12 protein-coding genes are annotated in these 17,374 nt (G+C 54.3%); 4 read left to right on the top strand and 8 right to left on the bottom strand.

Annotated features, from left to right (window positions below; genetic code table 11):
• Positions 1-16: 16 nt before the first annotated feature.
• Positions 17-841 carry a 1,4-dihydroxy-2-naphthoyl-CoA synthase gene (menB, locus tag K7P01_RS30065; RefSeq protein WP_267298305.1) on the bottom strand — a complete coding sequence of 275 codons (825 nt, stop codon included), beginning with the start codon at positions 839-841 and terminating at the stop codon, positions 17-19.
• Positions 831-2,561 carry a 2-succinyl-5-enolpyruvyl-6-hydroxy-3-cyclohexene-1-carboxylic-acid synthase gene (gene menD / locus K7P01_RS30060; RefSeq protein WP_267298304.1) on the bottom strand — a complete coding sequence of 577 codons (1,731 nt, stop codon included), beginning with the start codon at positions 2,559-2,561 and terminating at the stop codon, positions 831-833. Before menD ends, menB begins: the two co-directional genes overlap by 11 nt.
• Positions 2,562-2,677: 116 nt before the next feature.
• Between menD and K7P01_RS30055 the strand changes: the two genes are divergently transcribed.
• Positions 2,678-5,383 carry a cation-translocating P-type ATPase gene (locus K7P01_RS30055; RefSeq protein ID WP_267298303.1) on the top strand — a complete coding sequence of 902 codons (2,706 nt, stop codon included), beginning with the start codon at positions 2,678-2,680 and terminating at the stop codon, positions 5,381-5,383.
• Position 5,384: 1 nt separating this feature from the next.
• On the opposite strand, the gene K7P01_RS30050 is transcribed toward K7P01_RS30055, so the two are convergent.
• From K7P01_RS30050 to K7P01_RS30040, 3 genes are all read right to left on the bottom strand, one after another.
• Complete coding sequence (locus K7P01_RS30050; protein ID WP_267298302.1) at positions 5,385-8,273, bottom strand: CARDB domain-containing protein; 2,889 nt, start codon at positions 8,271-8,273, stop codon at positions 5,385-5,387.
• Positions 8,274-8,423: 150 nt separating this feature from the next.
• Entirely contained in the window at positions 8,424-9,638 is a 1,215-nt protein-coding gene (locus K7P01_RS30045) for a chorismate-binding protein (protein WP_267298301.1), read from the bottom strand.
• Between the two features lie 22 nt (positions 9,639-9,660).
• The gene (locus K7P01_RS30040) at positions 9,661-10,089 is read right to left on the bottom strand and encodes a hotdog fold thioesterase (RefSeq protein WP_267298300.1); all 429 of its coding nucleotides are present in this window, start codon (positions 10,087-10,089) and stop codon (positions 9,661-9,663) included.
• Between the two features lie 111 nt (positions 10,090-10,200).
• Between K7P01_RS30040 and K7P01_RS30035 the strand changes: the two genes are divergently transcribed.
• A complete protein-coding gene (locus tag K7P01_RS30035; RefSeq protein ID WP_267298299.1) occupies positions 10,201-10,824 on the top strand; it encodes a histidine phosphatase family protein in 624 nt (207 codons plus the stop codon).
• Here K7P01_RS30035 and K7P01_RS30030 read toward each other — a convergent pair.
• The 3 genes from K7P01_RS30030 to K7P01_RS30020 are packed head-to-tail and all read right to left on the bottom strand — an operon-like array spanning position 10,803 to position 14,178.
• On the bottom strand, positions 10,803-12,221 hold the full coding sequence (locus K7P01_RS30030) for a tetratricopeptide repeat protein (RefSeq protein ID WP_267298298.1): 1,419 nt from the start codon (positions 12,219-12,221) through the stop codon (positions 10,803-10,805). The two genes, K7P01_RS30035 and K7P01_RS30030, sit on opposite strands and share 22 nt — an antisense overlap.
• 52 nt (positions 12,222-12,273) lie before the next feature.
• On the bottom strand, positions 12,274-13,077 hold the full coding sequence (locus K7P01_RS30025; RefSeq protein WP_267298297.1) for a zinc ribbon domain-containing protein: 804 nt from the start codon (positions 13,075-13,077) through the stop codon (positions 12,274-12,276).
• Entirely contained in the window at positions 13,078-14,178 is a 1,101-nt protein-coding gene (locus K7P01_RS30020) for a Nif3-like dinuclear metal center hexameric protein (protein ID WP_267298296.1), read from the bottom strand.
• 26 nt (positions 14,179-14,204) lie between these two features.
• Between K7P01_RS30020 and lpxK the strand changes: the two genes are divergently transcribed.
• Entirely contained in the window at positions 14,205-15,251 is a 1,047-nt protein-coding gene (gene lpxK, locus K7P01_RS30015) for a tetraacyldisaccharide 4'-kinase (RefSeq protein WP_267298295.1), read from the top strand.
• A 43-nt stretch (positions 15,252-15,294) separates the two neighbouring features.
• Positions 15,295-17,190, top strand: a complete 1,896-nt coding sequence (locus tag K7P01_RS30010; protein ID WP_267298294.1) for a putative porin — start codon at positions 15,295-15,297, stop codon at positions 17,188-17,190.
• Positions 17,191-17,374 lie beyond the last annotated feature (184 nt).

Raw genomic sequence — 17,374 nt, 5'->3', positions numbered from 1 at the left:
AACTTACCCAACACTATCAAGGGAATTGGGGGTACTTTGACCAGTCTGGATCGCGTTTTTCGAGGAACGCATTTTTGCCTTCTTTCGCCTCTTCGCTGAGGTAATACAGCAAGGTGGCATTTCCAGCAAGCTCCTGGATGCCGGCCTGGCCGTCGAGCTCGGCATTGAACGAGCTTTTCAGCATGCGGATGGCGAGCGGGCTCTTGGCCATGACCTTGCGGGCCCAGGCCACGTAGGTCTCTTCCAGCATTTCCAGCGGAACGACTTTATTCACCAGGCCCATGTCAAGGGCTTCCTGGGCGTCGTACTGGTCACAGAGGTACCAAATTTCCCGGGCCTTTTTCTGTCCGACGACGCGGGCCAGGTAAGAGGCGCCAAAACCACCGTCAAAGCTTCCGACCTTCGGGCCTGTCTGACCGAACCGTGCATTTTCGGCCGCGATGGTCAGGTCGCACACGACGTGCAGCACGTGGCCGCCGCCGATCGCCCATCCCGCCACGGCGGCGATAACAGGCTTCGGAATGGAGCGGATCATCTTCTGCAGGTCGAGTACGTTTAGCCGGGGCGTTGCGTCGGGACCAACATAGCCACCATGACCGCGCACGCTTTGGTCACCCCCGCTGCAGAAGGCTTTGCCACCTTCGCCGGTCAGGATCACTACACGCACGTCTGCGTCTTCGCGGCAGTGGTGCATGGCGTCGATCATTTCTTGTACGGTCAGGGGGGTGAAGGCGTTGTGTACCTGCGGGCGATTGATGCTGATGCGGGCAATGCCTTCGAACTTGTGAAAGAGAATATCTTTATACTCCTTAACGGGCTTCCAGTCGTATTTAAAGCTCATAGCTCTTTTTTAATTGATGTTTCAAATGTTCGTATAGATTCTTATTTACCGACGTGTCGGTTTCCAATTCCAGAATCTTGGTCTGACCGTCGAAATCCAGGAAGTCTTTTAACAGGTTGCGCAGCTTGCGTTTGCTGTCGAGCGCCAGGTGGCTGATGCCATGTTCCTCGCATAGCTTACGGGCGTTGAGCTTCTGGCGTGTTACAAAGTATTCGGCGGTCTCGGGCAGGTCGCCGGGGCCATCGATCATTTTGAAGATAACACCGCCGTGGTTGTTGAGCAACACCACGCGTAGGTTTGGGAGCGGGTAATTATGCCAGAACGCATTGCGGTCATAGAAGAATGCCATGTCGCCGGTGATTAATACGTTGGGACGGTCATTAGAAAGCGTGTGGCCGGCGGCGGTACTTGTGCAACCGTCAATGCCACTCGTGCCGCGGTTGGCAAATACCTGAATGCTTTTTTGTTTCGCGGTCAGTCCGATGAAGTTCGCATACCGCACACTCATGCTGTTGGCCAGGTGCAGGTTGCTGTCTTCGGGTAACGCTTGCAATACCTCGCGCACCAATTCCAGCTCGCCAAATTCGGGTTGCGGAAAGAAGTCTTCCAGTGTGCGCAGGGCGCGACGCTCTTCTACCTCCCAGAATTTGTTGAAGTTGTTTTGTTTCTGTGTCTCGAAGGTCGGGCCTTGCGGGAGGGCGCTGAGGTATAAAAAGAAATCGACGGGGTTGGCATTAAACACGCGCGTGATGCTCTGAAAGGCATCGGCGGCCATGCCGGCCGGCTGCAGGTGCCAGTGTGCTTTGGGGGCGTGTTTGCGTAAGTATAGTTTGAGCTGCTTCGACAGCACCGACTTGCCAAAGGTGATGAGCAGATCGGGCTGCAACGTTTTCCGAACATCTTCGGTGGCGTGTCCCAGGAAGGTGTCGGCGTGACGCACCAGCTTTTCAACACCGTGGAGGTTGGACGTGATGTCGCCCACGATAGGCACGTTGTGTTGTTTAAAGAAGTTGCGCAGCGTGTCGGTCAGCAGGCGGTCGTACTCTTGCTGGCCTGTCACGATGAGGATGTTGTGATATTGACTCCACTCGGCGGCGATGACTTTCTTTTGCTCCTCGGTGAGTGTGAAGGTAGACGAGAATTCGTCCATCACGCGTACTTCGGTGCTGAATTCAATGCTTTCGCCGGCTGCGGGGTACAGAGGCTCGCGAAAGGGAGCGTTGATGTGCACGGGGCCTTTGGGCTCCTGGAAGGAGAGGTTAATGGCCTCGTTGACAATGCGGTTGACCGCCCAGGCACTGTCGGGGTGTTGGTAGTCGGCAGGCAGCTGGAACGATTGCTTGACATGGCGGCCAAAGATGCCGGGCTGGTAGATGGTCTGGCCGTCGTGCTGACCGACCCATTCGGCAGGCCGGTCGGCGGTAAACACCACCAGCGGCGTTTCGCTAAACCACGCTTCGGCTACGGCGGGGGCAAAGTTGTAAGCGGCTGATCCTGATGTACAAACAAGGATTGCCGGCGCCTTTTTCTGCTGGGCGATGCCCAGCGCGACAAACCCTGCGCTACGCTCGTCGCCAAAGGTGCGTGTGGCAATCGCGGGATGGCGGGCAAAGGCCAGGGTGAGGGGGGCGCAACGGGAGCCAGGGCAAAGCACAGCTTGGGTGACCCCTTTGCGTGCACACAGCTCGGCAATGTCGTAGATCGGTTGGAAGCGGGTCATGCGTAATTCGTGTGCGAATATGGGGAGGGGGCGGGGAATTTTCAAATGCCTGGTAAAACACTGTTGCTGTTTAACGGCCGCACGAAAAAACATTGATTTTTAAGTGGCAACACCGTATGCGGTTAAGCATTGGTGGTGGAGGGGAACAGTTATTTATTATATTTTGGGTAATGGAGATTCAGCGCGAGTATTTTGTACGATCTGCCGAGGAGGTGCTACAGGCCTTGAAGACGGATGTGTCGCAGGGGCTTTCTGCCGACGAGGTCCGTCGCCGGCAAGAGCAATATGGAAAAAATACCCTGGAGGAGAAAAAGAAGGCGAGCGTGTGGAGGATGCTGGCAAGCCAGTTTGCCAACCCCATCGTGTGGATTCTAATTGCTGCGGCGGCCATAGCCTTTGCGTTTGCCCACCTGCTGGAGGGCATCGCTGTTATGATCGTGGTGTTGATCAATACGCTCATCGGTTTTTTTATGGAACGACAGGCGGTGAGGTCAATGGAGAAGCTCAGCAGCATGGCCCGTACCAAGGCCCAGGTACTGCGCCAGGGAAAAAAGACTGAGATCGATTCATCCGAGCTTGTGCCCGGTGACATTCTGTTTGTAGAGGCCGGTGATGTGGTGACTGCCGATGCGCGTATCATTTCCGAACATAGCCTGGCCGTGAAAGAGGCCGCGCTGACGGGCGAATCGCTGGATGTCGAAAAGAACACGGAGCCGCTCGGTGCCGATACACGGACCGCGGACCGCGTAAATTCTATCTTCAAAGGCACCGTCGTCGGACGGGGCAACGGGCAGGCTGTTGTCGTCGCTACGGGTGGTACTACCGAACTGGGCAAGATTGCCCGCATGACCGAAGAGGCCGATAAAGACGCTACGCCCCTGAATAAAAAATTACACGCGCTTAGTCAGCGCCTGATCTGGCTGACGCTGATTTTGTCCGTACTGATCTTTGGCGCCGGTGTACTGCGGGGTGAAGACTGGTTGTTTATGATCGAGACGGCCATTGCGCTGGCCATCGCGTCTATCCCGGAAGGGCTACCCGTTATTTCGACTATGGCCCTGGCCCGCGGCATGCTGCGGCTGGCGGATAAACAGGTTGTCGTGAAGACGCTGGAGGCGGTCCAAACCCTGGGAGAGACCGAGGTAATCTTTACCGATAAGACCGGTACACTGACAGAGAACGAAATGCATGTGCAAGTTGTGGCATTGGGCGATCGGATCGAGACGGTGACGGGTGAGCAACATAACCGCGATGGATTGAAAGAGGAATCTGCCTATAAAATGTTTCTATACGTGGCGGTGCTTTGTAACAACAGCGCGTTGCCGGAAGGAGGAAAAGATGAGAAGGCAGTGGGCGACCCGGTGGAGGTAGCGCTGCTGCGGATGGCTTCCGAGCTCGGCGAAGATGTCGACAAGCTTCGTCAGGAACAACCGCGTTTGGCGGAGCTGCCCTTTGACGCCGATATCAAAATGATGGCATCCACCCACAAACAAGGGAATGAACATTATATCTATGTAAAGGGTGCGCCCGAGGCAGTGCTCGAAAAGTGTCAGGCCGTGCTACGCGATGGAAATGAGACGCCGTTGAACGACCCGGATGGGTGGAAAAGGAAAGCCGACGACCTGGCCGGCCAGGGCTTGCGCATGCTTGGATTTGCGTACCGGCGTACGGACCGGGTACCCGCGGATGACGAGGTGCCCGAGGGGCTGGTATTTCTCGGGCTGGCAGGCTTTATCGATCCGCCCCGCGCCGACGTGAAAGACGCGCTGGCGGCCTGTCATGCGGCGGGCATCAAGGTGGCCATGGTGACGGGCGACCACCCCGGCACGGCCCATGCCATTGCCCTACAAGTGGGCCTGGCCGAAGGTGAAAATGTCGTGACGGTCGAGGGAAAAGATATACCGGAAGGCGACCTGCCTGCAGACCTGCAGCAGAAGATTGCGGATGCCGTCGTATTCTCACGCGTAGATCCTGCGCAAAAACTAAGGCTTGTATCATTATACCAGGACCGTCAGATGGTGGTCGGCATGACTGGCGACGGCGTGAACGACGCGCCTGCGTTGAAGAAAGCCGACATCGGCATCGCCATGGGCATACGCGGCACGGAAGCTGCCAAAGAAGCTGCCGACCTGATCTTACGCGACGACGCTTTTCCCTCGATCGTTACGGCGGTGCAGTACGGCCGCGTGATCTTTGAAAACATCCGCACGTTCATTATCTACCTCTTGTCGTGTAACATGAGTGAGATCATGATCGTGGCGATCGCTTCCTTTGCCAACTTACCGTTGCCCTTGCAGCCGTTGCAAATTCTTTTTCTAAATATGATCACGGATGTTTTTCCGGCACTGGCGATTGGCATGAGTGAGGGCGAGGAGGGGGTTATGAAACGGAAACCGCGCAAGTCGTCGGATCCGCTGGTGTCGAAGTCCAATTGGGTTTCGGTGGTCACCTATGCGTTAAGCCTGACGACGGGTGTAATCGGTGCGGAGTTATATGCTGTGTTCTATATGGGGGGTGAGGAAGGGGTGGTCAACAACATTACGTTTTATACATTGATCCTGGCGCAGTTGTGGAATGTATTTAATATGCCCACGCGCGAGGTTTCGTTTTTTCAGAACCCTGTTACGCGCAACCGGTATGTTTGGTATGCGCTAGTGTTCTGCATCGCGGTGACCGTCGTGACCTACCTCGTGCCGCCGCTGCGTTCGGTGCTGGGGTTGGTGTCGATACATCCGCAGGGGTTGATCGTAGTAGTTGTCGCCAGTATCGTGCCGGTGATGATTGTGCAGGTGCTGAAGCGCGTGCTGAAGGTCGTGGAGTAAACTATTTCTTGATGACCTTAACAATCTTTGTGTTCTTCTTGTCCTGGAGTGTGACCAGGTATATACCGGACGGAAGGTGTCGAATATCCAGGACGTCATCGGCTACGCCGAAGGACTGCGCGCGGCCTGCGAGGTCGGTGATGGTGACCTGTTGTACAGGTACCGCAGTTTCCAGGGTGAGCAGGCCGGATGTGGGGTTCGGATAAATTCTTACACCCGCGAGCGGGTTGTTGTCGATGCCGGTGACGACGCTGCTGACGCGCAGGGTACGCGTTACGGGTGTGGCGGCCAGGAAGTGTTCGTCACCTTCCTGGGAGGCGGTGATGTCGGTTTCTCCTTCACCGTGCAGGCTCACCATGTTGTCTTCGACGGTAGCTACTGCAGGATTGGACGAGGTGAAGGTTACGGGGAGTGATGAGCTTGCCGTCGCCGTTAGCGCGAAGTCAACATCGTCTGGCTTTTTCGTTGCCAGATTTCCAAAGGTGATGATTTGAGGAGCTTTGTTTACCGTTAGTGACTGGCTTACGGGAGGAGCAGGCTCGTAAGCGCTATTGCCTTCCTGGGATGCCGTGATAGTTACGGTGCCAACGCCGCGGATGACAATCAGGCTGCCATTGATTTCCGCTATGTCGGTGTCTGAGCTTTCATAGGTTACGGGCAGCCCCGAGCTGGCCGAGGCCAGCGGATCGAATGGAGCATCGGTATAGACCTTGTCGCTAAGGGCATTAAAGGTTATGGTTTGTGAAAGCTGTATGAAAATGATCGTTACATCGATGTCGCCGATGTCGATCAGGATATTTGCCTCGATATTCATAGCGCTGACGTCAAGGCTATACGCCTGGTCGACAATGAAATTGTCCTGCGCCACGGCGGGGATCAGCGTGTACGTTTTCGCGGCCAGGTTTGTAAAGCTGTAGTTGCCGGCGGCATCCGTATACAGGAGCTGCACGAGCGTGGCGCCGTCATAGAGCAATAGCGGAATGTCGGGGGCGTCTATTTCGCCGGGTAATTTTGCCGTCCCGGAGATATTCCGGCTGCCTGCAGGAGGAGACGTTGCGCGGGGCGGCGTCAGGTTGGACACCGTGTTGAGGGTAGGGATGAAGAAGGCTTCGTCCCGCAGATAGGTATAATTTCCTGATAGGGTGGGTGCGAAGGCTCCATAGGTGACCGTGTTCGGGAAGAAGTACAGGGCGCGCGGGTCTGTGTCTGTTACGGTCAGGCTAAACGTATTGGTGCTTGTGATGGGCACCGTTTGTTCGCGCGTTATTGTTCCGTCCATGGCTTTGCGATACAGGTATAAAGTGCCACTCGAGATGTTCGTACCATCGCTGCCGATGATCGTGCCGGAGATAACATGGGGTGCAAGCTCGATTTCAAGCGGTGTATTTTGTGTGTTGTTGCTGTAACAGTCTTCGTCCGGATCGCACTGCACCACCAGGGTATAGTCGCCGGCGGCGAGTGGTGCTGGTAGTGTTATACTCCAATTTTTGGTGATGGTCGCACCGGGTAATGCAAAGGCAAATGGTTCGTTCGGGCGGGAACCGGTGTATACAATGTTGTTATCGTCGTCGCGGATTAGAATCTCAAACGACTGCGTAAAGGAGTTGATCTGACCGGTATTCGTAATACTCAACGAGAAGTCGAACGTGACATCGGTGTTGTCGTATGGAGCAGACGTGAGGGTAACGCTGTTGATGTGTATGGCAGGCTGCACCGGGGTTACGGTAAAAGTAGTAGCACTGACCAGGATGTTGTTGGTATAGTCAGTTTCCGGAATGGCATTGGTGGCATTTATTTTCCAGATGACGTAGTGGGTGCCGACCAGTGTATTAATGTTTGGCACCCGTTGCGTTACATAGGCCACCTTCCATTCGCCTGCGCCGATGTAGTCGGGTGCTACCAGCTCGGGCTCCAGGTCTGCCGTCAGGTCGTAGTCCCCGGCGTCCAGCGTCTGATCTTCGGAAATATAGACATGCACGTCGTAGCCGCCGACGCCGGTCGAGCCGTTGTTGACCAAGTCATACTCCAACTCAATCAGGCCTGAACCGCCATCGTCCGAAAATCCGGGCGCGGGGGGGGCATTATTGGTTACATCGAGGTCGATGTTGCTGGCACCGATCGTAAGGGCGGTGGCTATTGTATTGTTTGCCTCGTCGAATTCCTCGACACTGCCCACACCGTGATCGTCGTCGGCTTTGGCGATCAGAAAGTAGTTGCCCAGCGGAACGGGGGGGATGTTTATCGTGACCGTTTCATTGAAGACGTCGGGTCCCGCCAGGGGAATTTCGTGCGCGTAAATAAATCTGTCGCCCGCATCGAGGGTGTTGTCTGTACTCAGATAAAAGCTGCTACTCGTCGATTGGCCCAGGTCGGTCGTGCCGGTATTCTGTAGCGTGTAGTCCACCGTGAGCCGGTCGCCTGCCGGTATCGTGGTGACGGTCGGTGTGAGGGTGGTAAAAAGAAGATCCACATTTTGCATGTTCACGGTATAGCCGCTGAAGATTGCCACGTTATTGTTGTCGTCGGTTTCGGTAACCGTGTTATTGGGATCGATTTGTAGAATGAGATAGTAATTGCCGGCAGCGATACCGCCGGTGTAGCAGCTTACGGTGACGGCCTGCGTGCCGTTGGCGCCAATGGCGGGAATCGCGTTACTGTTTCCGATCTCCGGATCGTCGGGGCTCAGCACGGCATCGAATGATAACTTCACCTTCAACAGGGTAGATCCGCCGGTAGGCGTGGCGCTATTATTTTTCACCGTGGTGGAGACGTTAAACGTCTGGTACCGGTCTACCGAAGTGGGTGCAGTGACGCCCTCGGTGATGAGGTCTTGTGCGTAGGTGGAAACCTGTAGCAACAGCAAAAAAATAACGCAGAGGGAGCGTTTCATAGGCATGTTTCAGTTGGTCCAAATCAAAAATAGGCAAATCCCGCGTGCGGTAGCCTTTGGTGTATGAAAACAGCCTACAATGTAAGAAATTGGAGTTGTAGATTAATCGATCACGATCAAAATATTCATGATCAAGCTATTATGAGACGTTTAGACCGGCTGGTCAAACAACGGTTTGCGTAACGTTTGGAACTTGATCTCTGTTTCGGCCACCTCGTTTTCGGGCGTAGAATCTACGGTAACGCCTGCGCCGGCATAAAGTGTAGCCTTGCCGTCGTGTAGCTTGAGGCACCGCAGATTGACGAAGATATGAATGTCGTTGCCGACGTTCACGGGTCCCAGAAAACCCGCATAAAATTCGCGGTCGTAGCCTTCATACTGCTGCAAAAAAGCCGACGCCGGCTCCAACGGCATGCCACAGACGGCCGACGTGGGGTGCAGCAGTTGCAACATGACCGATCCCAACTGCGAAAAGTTGATCTCTTTCATGTTGACCGTAAAATCCGACCGCAGGTGAAGCAAGTTGCCCGCGACAACGGTCTTGGGCCCGTATTCATCATATTCACGCACGCGGATCTTTTTAAAGCAGCTGATCACGTATCGCTCCACCAGCGCCTGCTCTTCAATTTCCTTTTGCGTCCATGCTACCGTTCTGAGGTCTATGCCGGGCACAAACCGCTGCGTGCCCGCCAGGGCTACCGTTTTGAACAAGGTGTTGTCGTGTACATGCGCCAACGTTTCGGGTGTAGCACCGAGCCAGCTGCCGGTCTCGGGCGTGCTGACGAACGACACCAAGGCATGGGGATACGCGTTGGACAAGGTCTGAAATGCCTGCACCACGTCGAAGCCCTCGGGCAAGTCCACGATCTTACGACGCGACGGCACCACCTTTTCGAAGGAGCCTTTCTCGATCTCCGCCACGGCCATGCGCACCAGCTCAGCATACGACGTTTCCGTTTCCTGCCCTGTAGGCGGTACGGTATAACAGGTGGGTGTATGCGGTGTATAGGGCACCTGTTTCAGCTGCTCTTGCAGCCAGGTGTGCGACTGAATTTCGGCCGGCGTAGCGGCCGGCTGAAGGTTGTCGCCGGTGAAGGTGAACTTAAAATCAGCGGGCAGGAAAATGCGCTCGCGGCTTTTCTGAAAGGGAGCAAACAGAAAACCCGTAGCAAGCTCCTCGAGGGCTGCATCCTGCGAAAGTCGTTGCAGTTTGCGCGATAGAATGAGATGACAAACGGAGTCGTTGGGAAGACGCCATACCGCTACAGCGTATTGATTTTCGACAGCATGCCGAAGGAGATAAGCGATGTATTCAGTTCCGGTGAGTGAAGCGGTGTGCGGGGAGACGGAAGAAATCGTATTCATGCGGTCGTGCGTCGGCGCTAAATTAATCTTTTTTGTCCAGTACGGCCATGGTGATGCGGCTGATGCATACCAGGTCGCCGGCTTCGTTGGTGATCCGTATTTCCCAGACGTGGGTCTTTCCACCAATGTGCAAAGGGCGGGTTACACCCTTTACAAATCCTGAGCGTACCCCGCGGATGTGATTGGCATTGATATCGAGTCCTACACAATACTGTCGGCTGACATCAATACAACTGATCGCGGCCACGCTTCCCATCGTCTCGGCCAGGGCCACGGAAGCCCCCCCGTGTAACAATCCCATGGGCTGATGGGTTCGTTTATCTACCGGCATTGTTGCTTCCAGGTAGTCTTCGCCCACGGCGGTGAATTGGATGCCCAATACTTCCGCCAGGGTATTCGGTCCCCATTGGTTGAGGGACTCCACGGTGATATCATCTCTGAAAATTCCCATAATGGCGGGCAATTTAATAATCGTTACCCAAAATCCACCGGCCCGAACTCCCTTTCGCATAACGCATTACTGGCTGCGATTAGCTATACTTGCGCCCGAAAACCGGAGAATTTGAGCACGAAGACCATTTACCTGATCCGCCACGGGCAGACCAACTACAATTTGCAAAATATTGTGCAGGGCAGCGGCGTGGATACGGACCTGAACGATCGCGGACGGGCCCAGGCGCAGGCGTTTTTCGGAGCCTATGGACATATTCCGTTTGACAAAATGTATGTGTCCGGTTTGCGGCGTACGCACCAGTCGGTGCAGCCGTTTTTGGACAAGGGGCTTCCGTACGAAGCCCTGCCGGGGTTAAACGAGATCAGTTGGGGCAATAAGGAAGGGCAGAAGGTTACGCCCGACGAAGACGAGTATTACCACTACATGCTCAAGCAGTGGCAACTTGGGGACACGTCACTCAAAATTGAAGGCGGCGAGAGCCCCAACGATGTTGTGGCCCGCATGGCGCCCGCGATGGAGCACATCATGCGCCAGACGGACGAAAAGACGATTCTGATTTGTATGCACGGGCGCGCTATCCGCATCCTGATGTGCCACCTGCTGCGCTATCCGCTAAAAAGCATGGATATGTTCGAGCACGAAAATCTGTGCTTGTATCTGCTGCACCACACCGGGTCGATGTTTACCGTGGAGCGGTATAACGATCGCGATCACTTACGCGCGTTGAGCTGAGCCAGCGCCGACCTCGCTTTACTATCGATGCTATTCTTATACTCGTGCCGCTTGTAGGTCAGGGCGCGGGTGAAGTATTCTTTGGCCTTTTCCAAATCATTGGCGGCCCATTCAATGTAGCCGAGCTGTAGGCTGGCGTTGGGCGCAAAGTACCACGGCGCGTCACCGGCCAGGTCGATGGTGTATTGATAAAATTCGCGGGCGGCAGCCAGGTTGTTGGTTTTGTGGGTGATGCGAGCCTGACGATACGCGTACTCCACCTGGTCGCGTTGGGTGACGAGTTCGTCGGTGGAAATGGTGGCTAGTGCTTCCTGCGCACGGGGGTAATACCCGCCGTCGGTGAAATACCGCACCCGCGTCAGCTTGACATGTGGCAGCTCTGTTTCGGCCAGGCTGCGGGCGGCATAGCGGTCGGCTTCCGCTACTTCCTTGCCGGCGGAGCGCGCCAGGGTGAAGGTAGCATCGGCGTCGCTGGTGTTGCCGTTCAGCCAATAACACAAGCCGATTTTATACCAGGCGTCTTTGATATAATTCTGTCCTTTGTAGTTGTTGATAAACCACCGGTAGGCGGAAATGGCGTGCAGGTATTCGGCTTTCTGCAGATATACCTCGCCTTTCAGGTATTCGGCGTAGGAGAGGGGCGGGCCCAGTTTGGGCTCATTGATCTTGAGGAGCATGGCCAAAGCGTCTTCGCTTTGAGCGTTCTTCATTGCCAGCGAGGCGGCCAGGAAAAGTACCAGCCGGTTGCCGGGGTTCTTCTCCAGGAGAATCCGGGCCTCCTGCATCGCGGACCCGGTCTGTTGCAGTACAAAGCCCTGGGTCAATGCGTAGAGCACGTCGGCTTCAAAGGCCAGTACATGGTTGGAATGGCGGAATGATTCCAGCGTAGCCATGCCCTGCCCCACGGAGCCCTCCATGTTGAGCAGCCCCAACAGCCAGTTATATTTTTCGGGCACTGAGCCAATGATAACATTGAGCAGGCCCTCGGTCTTGTGGATGGCGGTAAATTTGGGATAGCGCTTTTTGATTTCCTGGGTGGCCTGATAGGCCTGGCGCAGGTTGAGGGCGCCGTCGAACTCATGTCCGAACTTGAGGTGTACAAAGGCCCATTGCAGGCCGATCTCCGCCTGCAGGAACAATTCGTCTACCGACGAGACTTTCGTCTTGCGGGCCAGGCGTTTCTCAAAGCGGTCTTCATATTCGGAAAATTTCTCCGGGTCTTCCGTCACCAATAGCTCGAGTGCTTCGGCCAGGGCTATGACATAATGCTCGGAAACCGTCCTGGGATTTGGAATGAGCGCATGGGCCTCGGTCGTCTGCAGGTTCAGGGCAAGCGCATAGGCGCGGCGCTCGTGCTCCGACAACGTAAAGTCCTGGGCTGTGCTCCAGCCGGGCATAAAAAAAAGGCAAGCCAGCAGGCCTGCCTTCCCAAAAATATTGTAAACCGGGTTATTCAACTTTCTTTCTGCGGTTGGGAACGATAACCGGTGTTTTTGCGCTTTTAGGTTTATCTCCTTCATCGAGTGAGTCCATGTCGACATCTGCTAAGATACGACCGGAGTGCTCATCGATCACAATTTTCTTCTTCTCGCGAATTTCAGCGATCTTCTGGGGTGGGATGACGATGTTACATCCTTCTGCCGCACCGCGTACTACCCGTACCACGGCCAGGCCGTTTGACAGGCTGGTGCGGAGACGCTCGTAGTATTTCAGCAGTTTATCATCAATCTTTTTGGCGGCCTTTTCACGTTCCGCCATCAGACGTTTTTCTTCTTCCTGGCTTTCCGCCAGAATATCGTTCAGTTCTTTCTTCTTGTTGTCGAGGTGCTCGCCACGCTCCGCCACCAAGGTATTGGTCTTTTCTACTTCGTCTTTCTTGTCGGTAACGCTCTCTTTTCCTTCTTTGATCTTTTTCTCGCAGATCTGGATTTCCAGCTCCTGAAGCTCAATTTCTTTGGTGATGGCGTCGAATTCGCGGTTGTTTCTAACGTTTTTCTGCTGTTCGGTGTATTTTTTGATAAGCTTTTCGGCTTCTTTAATACCTTCTTTGTGTTTTTTGTTGCCTTCTTCGATATCCTTCAGCTCAGCCTCGTAACGGGTCTGGCGGGTTTTGTAGCCTTCTATCTCATCCTCCAGGTCTTGAACTTCATCGGGCAGGTCGCCGCGGAGTTTCTTAAGTTCATCTAATTTACTGTCAATGGATTGAAGTTTTACAAGCGCTTCTAGCTTTTGTGCTACTGATTGATTTTCCATTTATAAATAGCTTATGGGATTCGTGACAGTTTTTGAAAAAATGTTCGCAAAAGTATGAAATTTTTTCATTAAAACCTCTTGCAAAAGTTCTTTGGTGAAGACTTCACTTTCGTAGTGCCCGATGTCGGCAATGATAATGCGGCCGTCGGCATCGAAAAATTCGTGGTATTTGAAGTCTGCGGTAACCAGAACGTCAGCCCCGGCCCGGATGGCATCCTGGAGCAGAAAGCTGCCCGCGCCGCCGCAAATAGCGACTTTCTGAATGTTTTTTGGAAGGATTGCTGTATGCCGGAGCATTTTCAGGTTCATACTACTCTTTAAACCCTGTAAGAACGCCAATGGTTCAATAGGGGTCGCAAGCTCTCCGATCATACCCGCACCGACCTCCTGATTTTCATTGACTAAGGGCGTAATATAATACGCTACTTCTTCATATGGATGGTTTTTTCGCAGCGCCGCCAGCAAATCGCCGCGCCGGTGCGCCGGAAAGATCATTTCGGCCCGTGTCTCGCGCACATACTCCTGCCGGTGGGCCTGGCCAATGTGCGGATTGGCGGCTTCTGTGGGCTGAAAGGTGCCGGTGCCGTCTACCCGGAAGCTACAATTTTTATACTCGCCGATCTGGCCTGCCCCGGCTTCGTGCAATGCGGCCAGCACCTTTTCGGTATCGGCCTCGGGAATAAACGTCACCAGTTTTTGCAAGGTGTCCGGGCGTGGGGCCAGAATGCGAAGGCCGGTCAGACCGATCTTGCCGGCAATCATGCGGTTTACACCGGTGTGTACGTTGTCGAGGTTGGTGTGGATGGCATACAGGGCGATGTCGTGACGGATGGCCAGCATGATGGTACGCTCGACGTAGTTGCTGCCGGTGAATTTCTTCAGGCCTTTGAAAACAATGGGGTGGTGCGCCACCACCAGGTTACAGCCGCTGTCAATCGCTTCCTGGACCACTGCCTCGGTGCAGTCGAGCGTAATGAGGATGCCCGTTACCTCAGCTTGCGCGTCTCCCACCAACAGGCCGCTGTTGTCATATGATTCCTGGTAGGCCCGGGGTGCAATGGATTCAAGGTAATTGGTAACATCTTTTATCTTTACGGCCATATACCTGCGAATATATACAAAAAGGCATGATCCTGCTCCGCATCTTGTTATTACCCTTTGCCCTCTTATACCGCATTCTTACCGGCCTGCGGAATTACGCGTACGACCGGGGCCTGCGCCCCGTGGCATCCTTTGACGTGCCGGTAATTACCGTTGGTAACCTCACGGTGGGTGGCACCGGCAAGACGCCGATGATCGAGCACCTGATCCGGTTATTACAAGGCAACCACCGGGTGGCTACGCTCAGCCGCGGCTATGGCCGGGAGACCAAAGGGTTTCGCCTGGCTGGTCCGGGTGATACGGCCCGTACTCTTGGCGACGAACCTGCGCAGTTCTATCGTAAGTTTGGTGCTTTGGCGACGGTCGCGGTAGGCGAAGACCGCGCATTTGCTATTCCCTACATTCTACAAGAACGTGAAGATACTGCGGTCTTGCTGCTCGACGATGCCTATCAGCACCGACGGGTAAAGCCTGCGTTTACCATTCTGTTGTCGGACTACAACCGTCCTTTTTACACCGACCTGTTACTGCCCGCGGGCCGGCTGCGCGAGTCGCGTGGGGGCGCCGCGCGGGCCGATGTGGTCGTGATTACCAAGTGCCCGCCGGAGATTCAGGAGGAGGAGTGTATCGAGATTGAAAAACATGTGCGACGCTATGCGCGGACGCCCGTTTTTTTTACCACCGTGCGCTACGGTGCGCCCACACCGTTTGGCGAGCACCGGCAGACGACGCCGGCGACAGAGGCGATCTTGCTGACGGGCATTGCCCAGGCGGGGCCCTTAAAGAAGTATGTGGCCTCGAGCTATACGATAGTGGCCCACCTGGCATTCGCCGATCACCATGCGTATACAACCACCGACCTGGATACGCTGCGCCGGCTCGCCCAGCAGTATCCGCACGCCAGCATCCTGACGACGGAAAAAGATATGGTCAAGCTGGTAGACGCGGAATTGGCGGAGGCCCGTACCGGGTTGCCGTTCTTTTTTTTGCCGATCGAGGTGGAGTTTGTTAAAAATGGTGAGGATTTTGATGCTATGATCCAAAATGTTATCGCTCGTGGCCAGCAGAATTAATCGCATTAAACCTCACAAATCATTTAAAAACCTATTTTTGCGCGTGCAATTCTGGCGGTATATACTCTTTTCAGGCTTTCTTGTCCTCGCCCTGGCGGCCGCGGGACAAGATGAGGACGCAGGTCCCCGGCGCGGGTCGCGTATCATTGACGACACCACCCGGCAGGTGTACGGTCCGAAAAGCTCCCGCTATTACTATGAAGAGGACGTATTCCTCAATAAACAAACGTACCATTTGATCGATACCGCTATTCGCGGATTCTATCGCTACACCTATCTTCAGAAGAACGAGAATCTGTATCAGGACCTGGGCAACATCGGTACGGCCATGCACCCCATTTATTACCAGACGCCTGCCAGCATTGGTGTCAGCTCCGGCTTTACACAGTATGACCTGGTGTGGGACACCGAGAAGATCCGGTATTTTGATACCAAGTCACCTTATTCCAACATGTGGGTGATGCTGGGGGGTGGCGGCCGGTCGCTCACAAAGGCCTCGTACAGCCGCAACATCAATCCGCGCTGGAACTTCGGCTTTGACTATCGCGGTCTGTTCATCGACAAACAGATCCAGAAGCAAGGGAAGGGCGATCGCCAGGTGCGCGGCGTGTATTACGATTTGTATACGACCTATCAGTCGAAAGACAGTACATACCGAATTTTTGCAAACTTCCAGCGTAACCGCCACCAGACAGATGAGAATGGTGGCATTGTGCATACGGAGTCGACCCAGTATGAAGGCTTCTTTTTACAGAACGTGCGGACGTACCTGACCGATGCCGCGAGCACGGAAGTAAGGATCAATGCGCACCTGTTCCAACAGTACGAAATCGGCAAGGCTCTGCAGCTCTATCACATCTTCGATCGCTTTCGGCAGGGCAATGTATTCGTGGATATTCCCAACACCTTTACCCGGGATTATTACGATTATGAGACCGTGGACAGTGTGCAGGTGGAGGACCGCTCGAAGTTTAAGACGGTTCGAAACGAGTTAGGGTTGAAGGGAAATTTGTCCAAACTTTTTTACAACGGCTATTACGCTATTCGTAACTACTCGCAGTATTATCGCCTCGACGAGGGACACAGAAGGTCGGGTGCCGAGCATTACCTGGGGGGGCGTATGGCGCTGCGGCTGGACTCGATCGGTGAAGTATCGGGATGGGTAGAGGTCTTGCAGACCGGTAACTACCGGGTGGAGGGGCAGATCAAAAGCCGGTGGTTTGAAGCGTCGGTGAAGCAGATGCAATATGCGCCGGCCAATATTTTACTGGGCTATCGCGGGACGCACGACGAGTGGAACAATCCATCGTTCTCGGATGTAAACGTTACCGAGTTTTCGGGGTTCCTGCATTATAACAGCCGGGTGTTTTCTTTGTCGCCGGGTCTGACGTTTACACGCCTGGGCAATTATGCCTTCTTTAAAAAGACCACCGACCGGAACGCGGTGGAGCAATTGGTCATGCCCGAGCAACACGGCAGCGGACAGACCATGGTCGCGCCGGAGGTCCGTCTGTCGCTGACGATGCTCAGACATGTGTACCTGCGTGGGCGGGCAATCTATACCAGTATATTAAAAGATGAGGTCGATGCCATACAGGTGCCTGAGCTCTTTGTGAATGGCGAGCTGTCATACGAAAATATTTTCTTTAACGGGAACCTGGATATGCAGGCGGGGGTGAATGTACACTGGCACTCGTCGTATTACGCCATGGGGTATGACGTGCCGACGCAGCAGTTTTATGTACAAAAAGACTATAAAGTTCCGTCGTTTCCGTTGGTGGAGGTTTTCTTTGCCACCCGCATCAAACGGGGGCGTATTTTCCTGAAGTATCACAACCTTGTGCAGGTGATTACCAAACAAGGGTATATGCCTACACCGTATTATCGCGGGCAGGGGAGTATCCTGGATTTTGGTTTTGACTGGTCCTTCTACGACTAGGATCAATTAGCATTTCCCCAAAATTTATATCTTTTCTCAGGTAGGGTATACCCTATGCTTTTGCGTAATAGCAGCAGGAAGGGAATTCTATCGGATTTCTTTTTCCGGGTAAGCTTTCGTTGCAACAGAGATTAACCGATTTTATACCGGATAATTCCGGTACATCCTTATGCCTGGACGCATA

The sequence above is a fragment of the Parachryseolinea silvisoli genome, assembly GCF_021190955.1.
GTDB lineage: Bacteria > Bacteroidota > Bacteroidia > Cytophagales > Cyclobacteriaceae > Ohtaekwangia > Ohtaekwangia silvisoli.
This window is presented reverse-complemented; position numbering and strand designations above follow the sequence as displayed.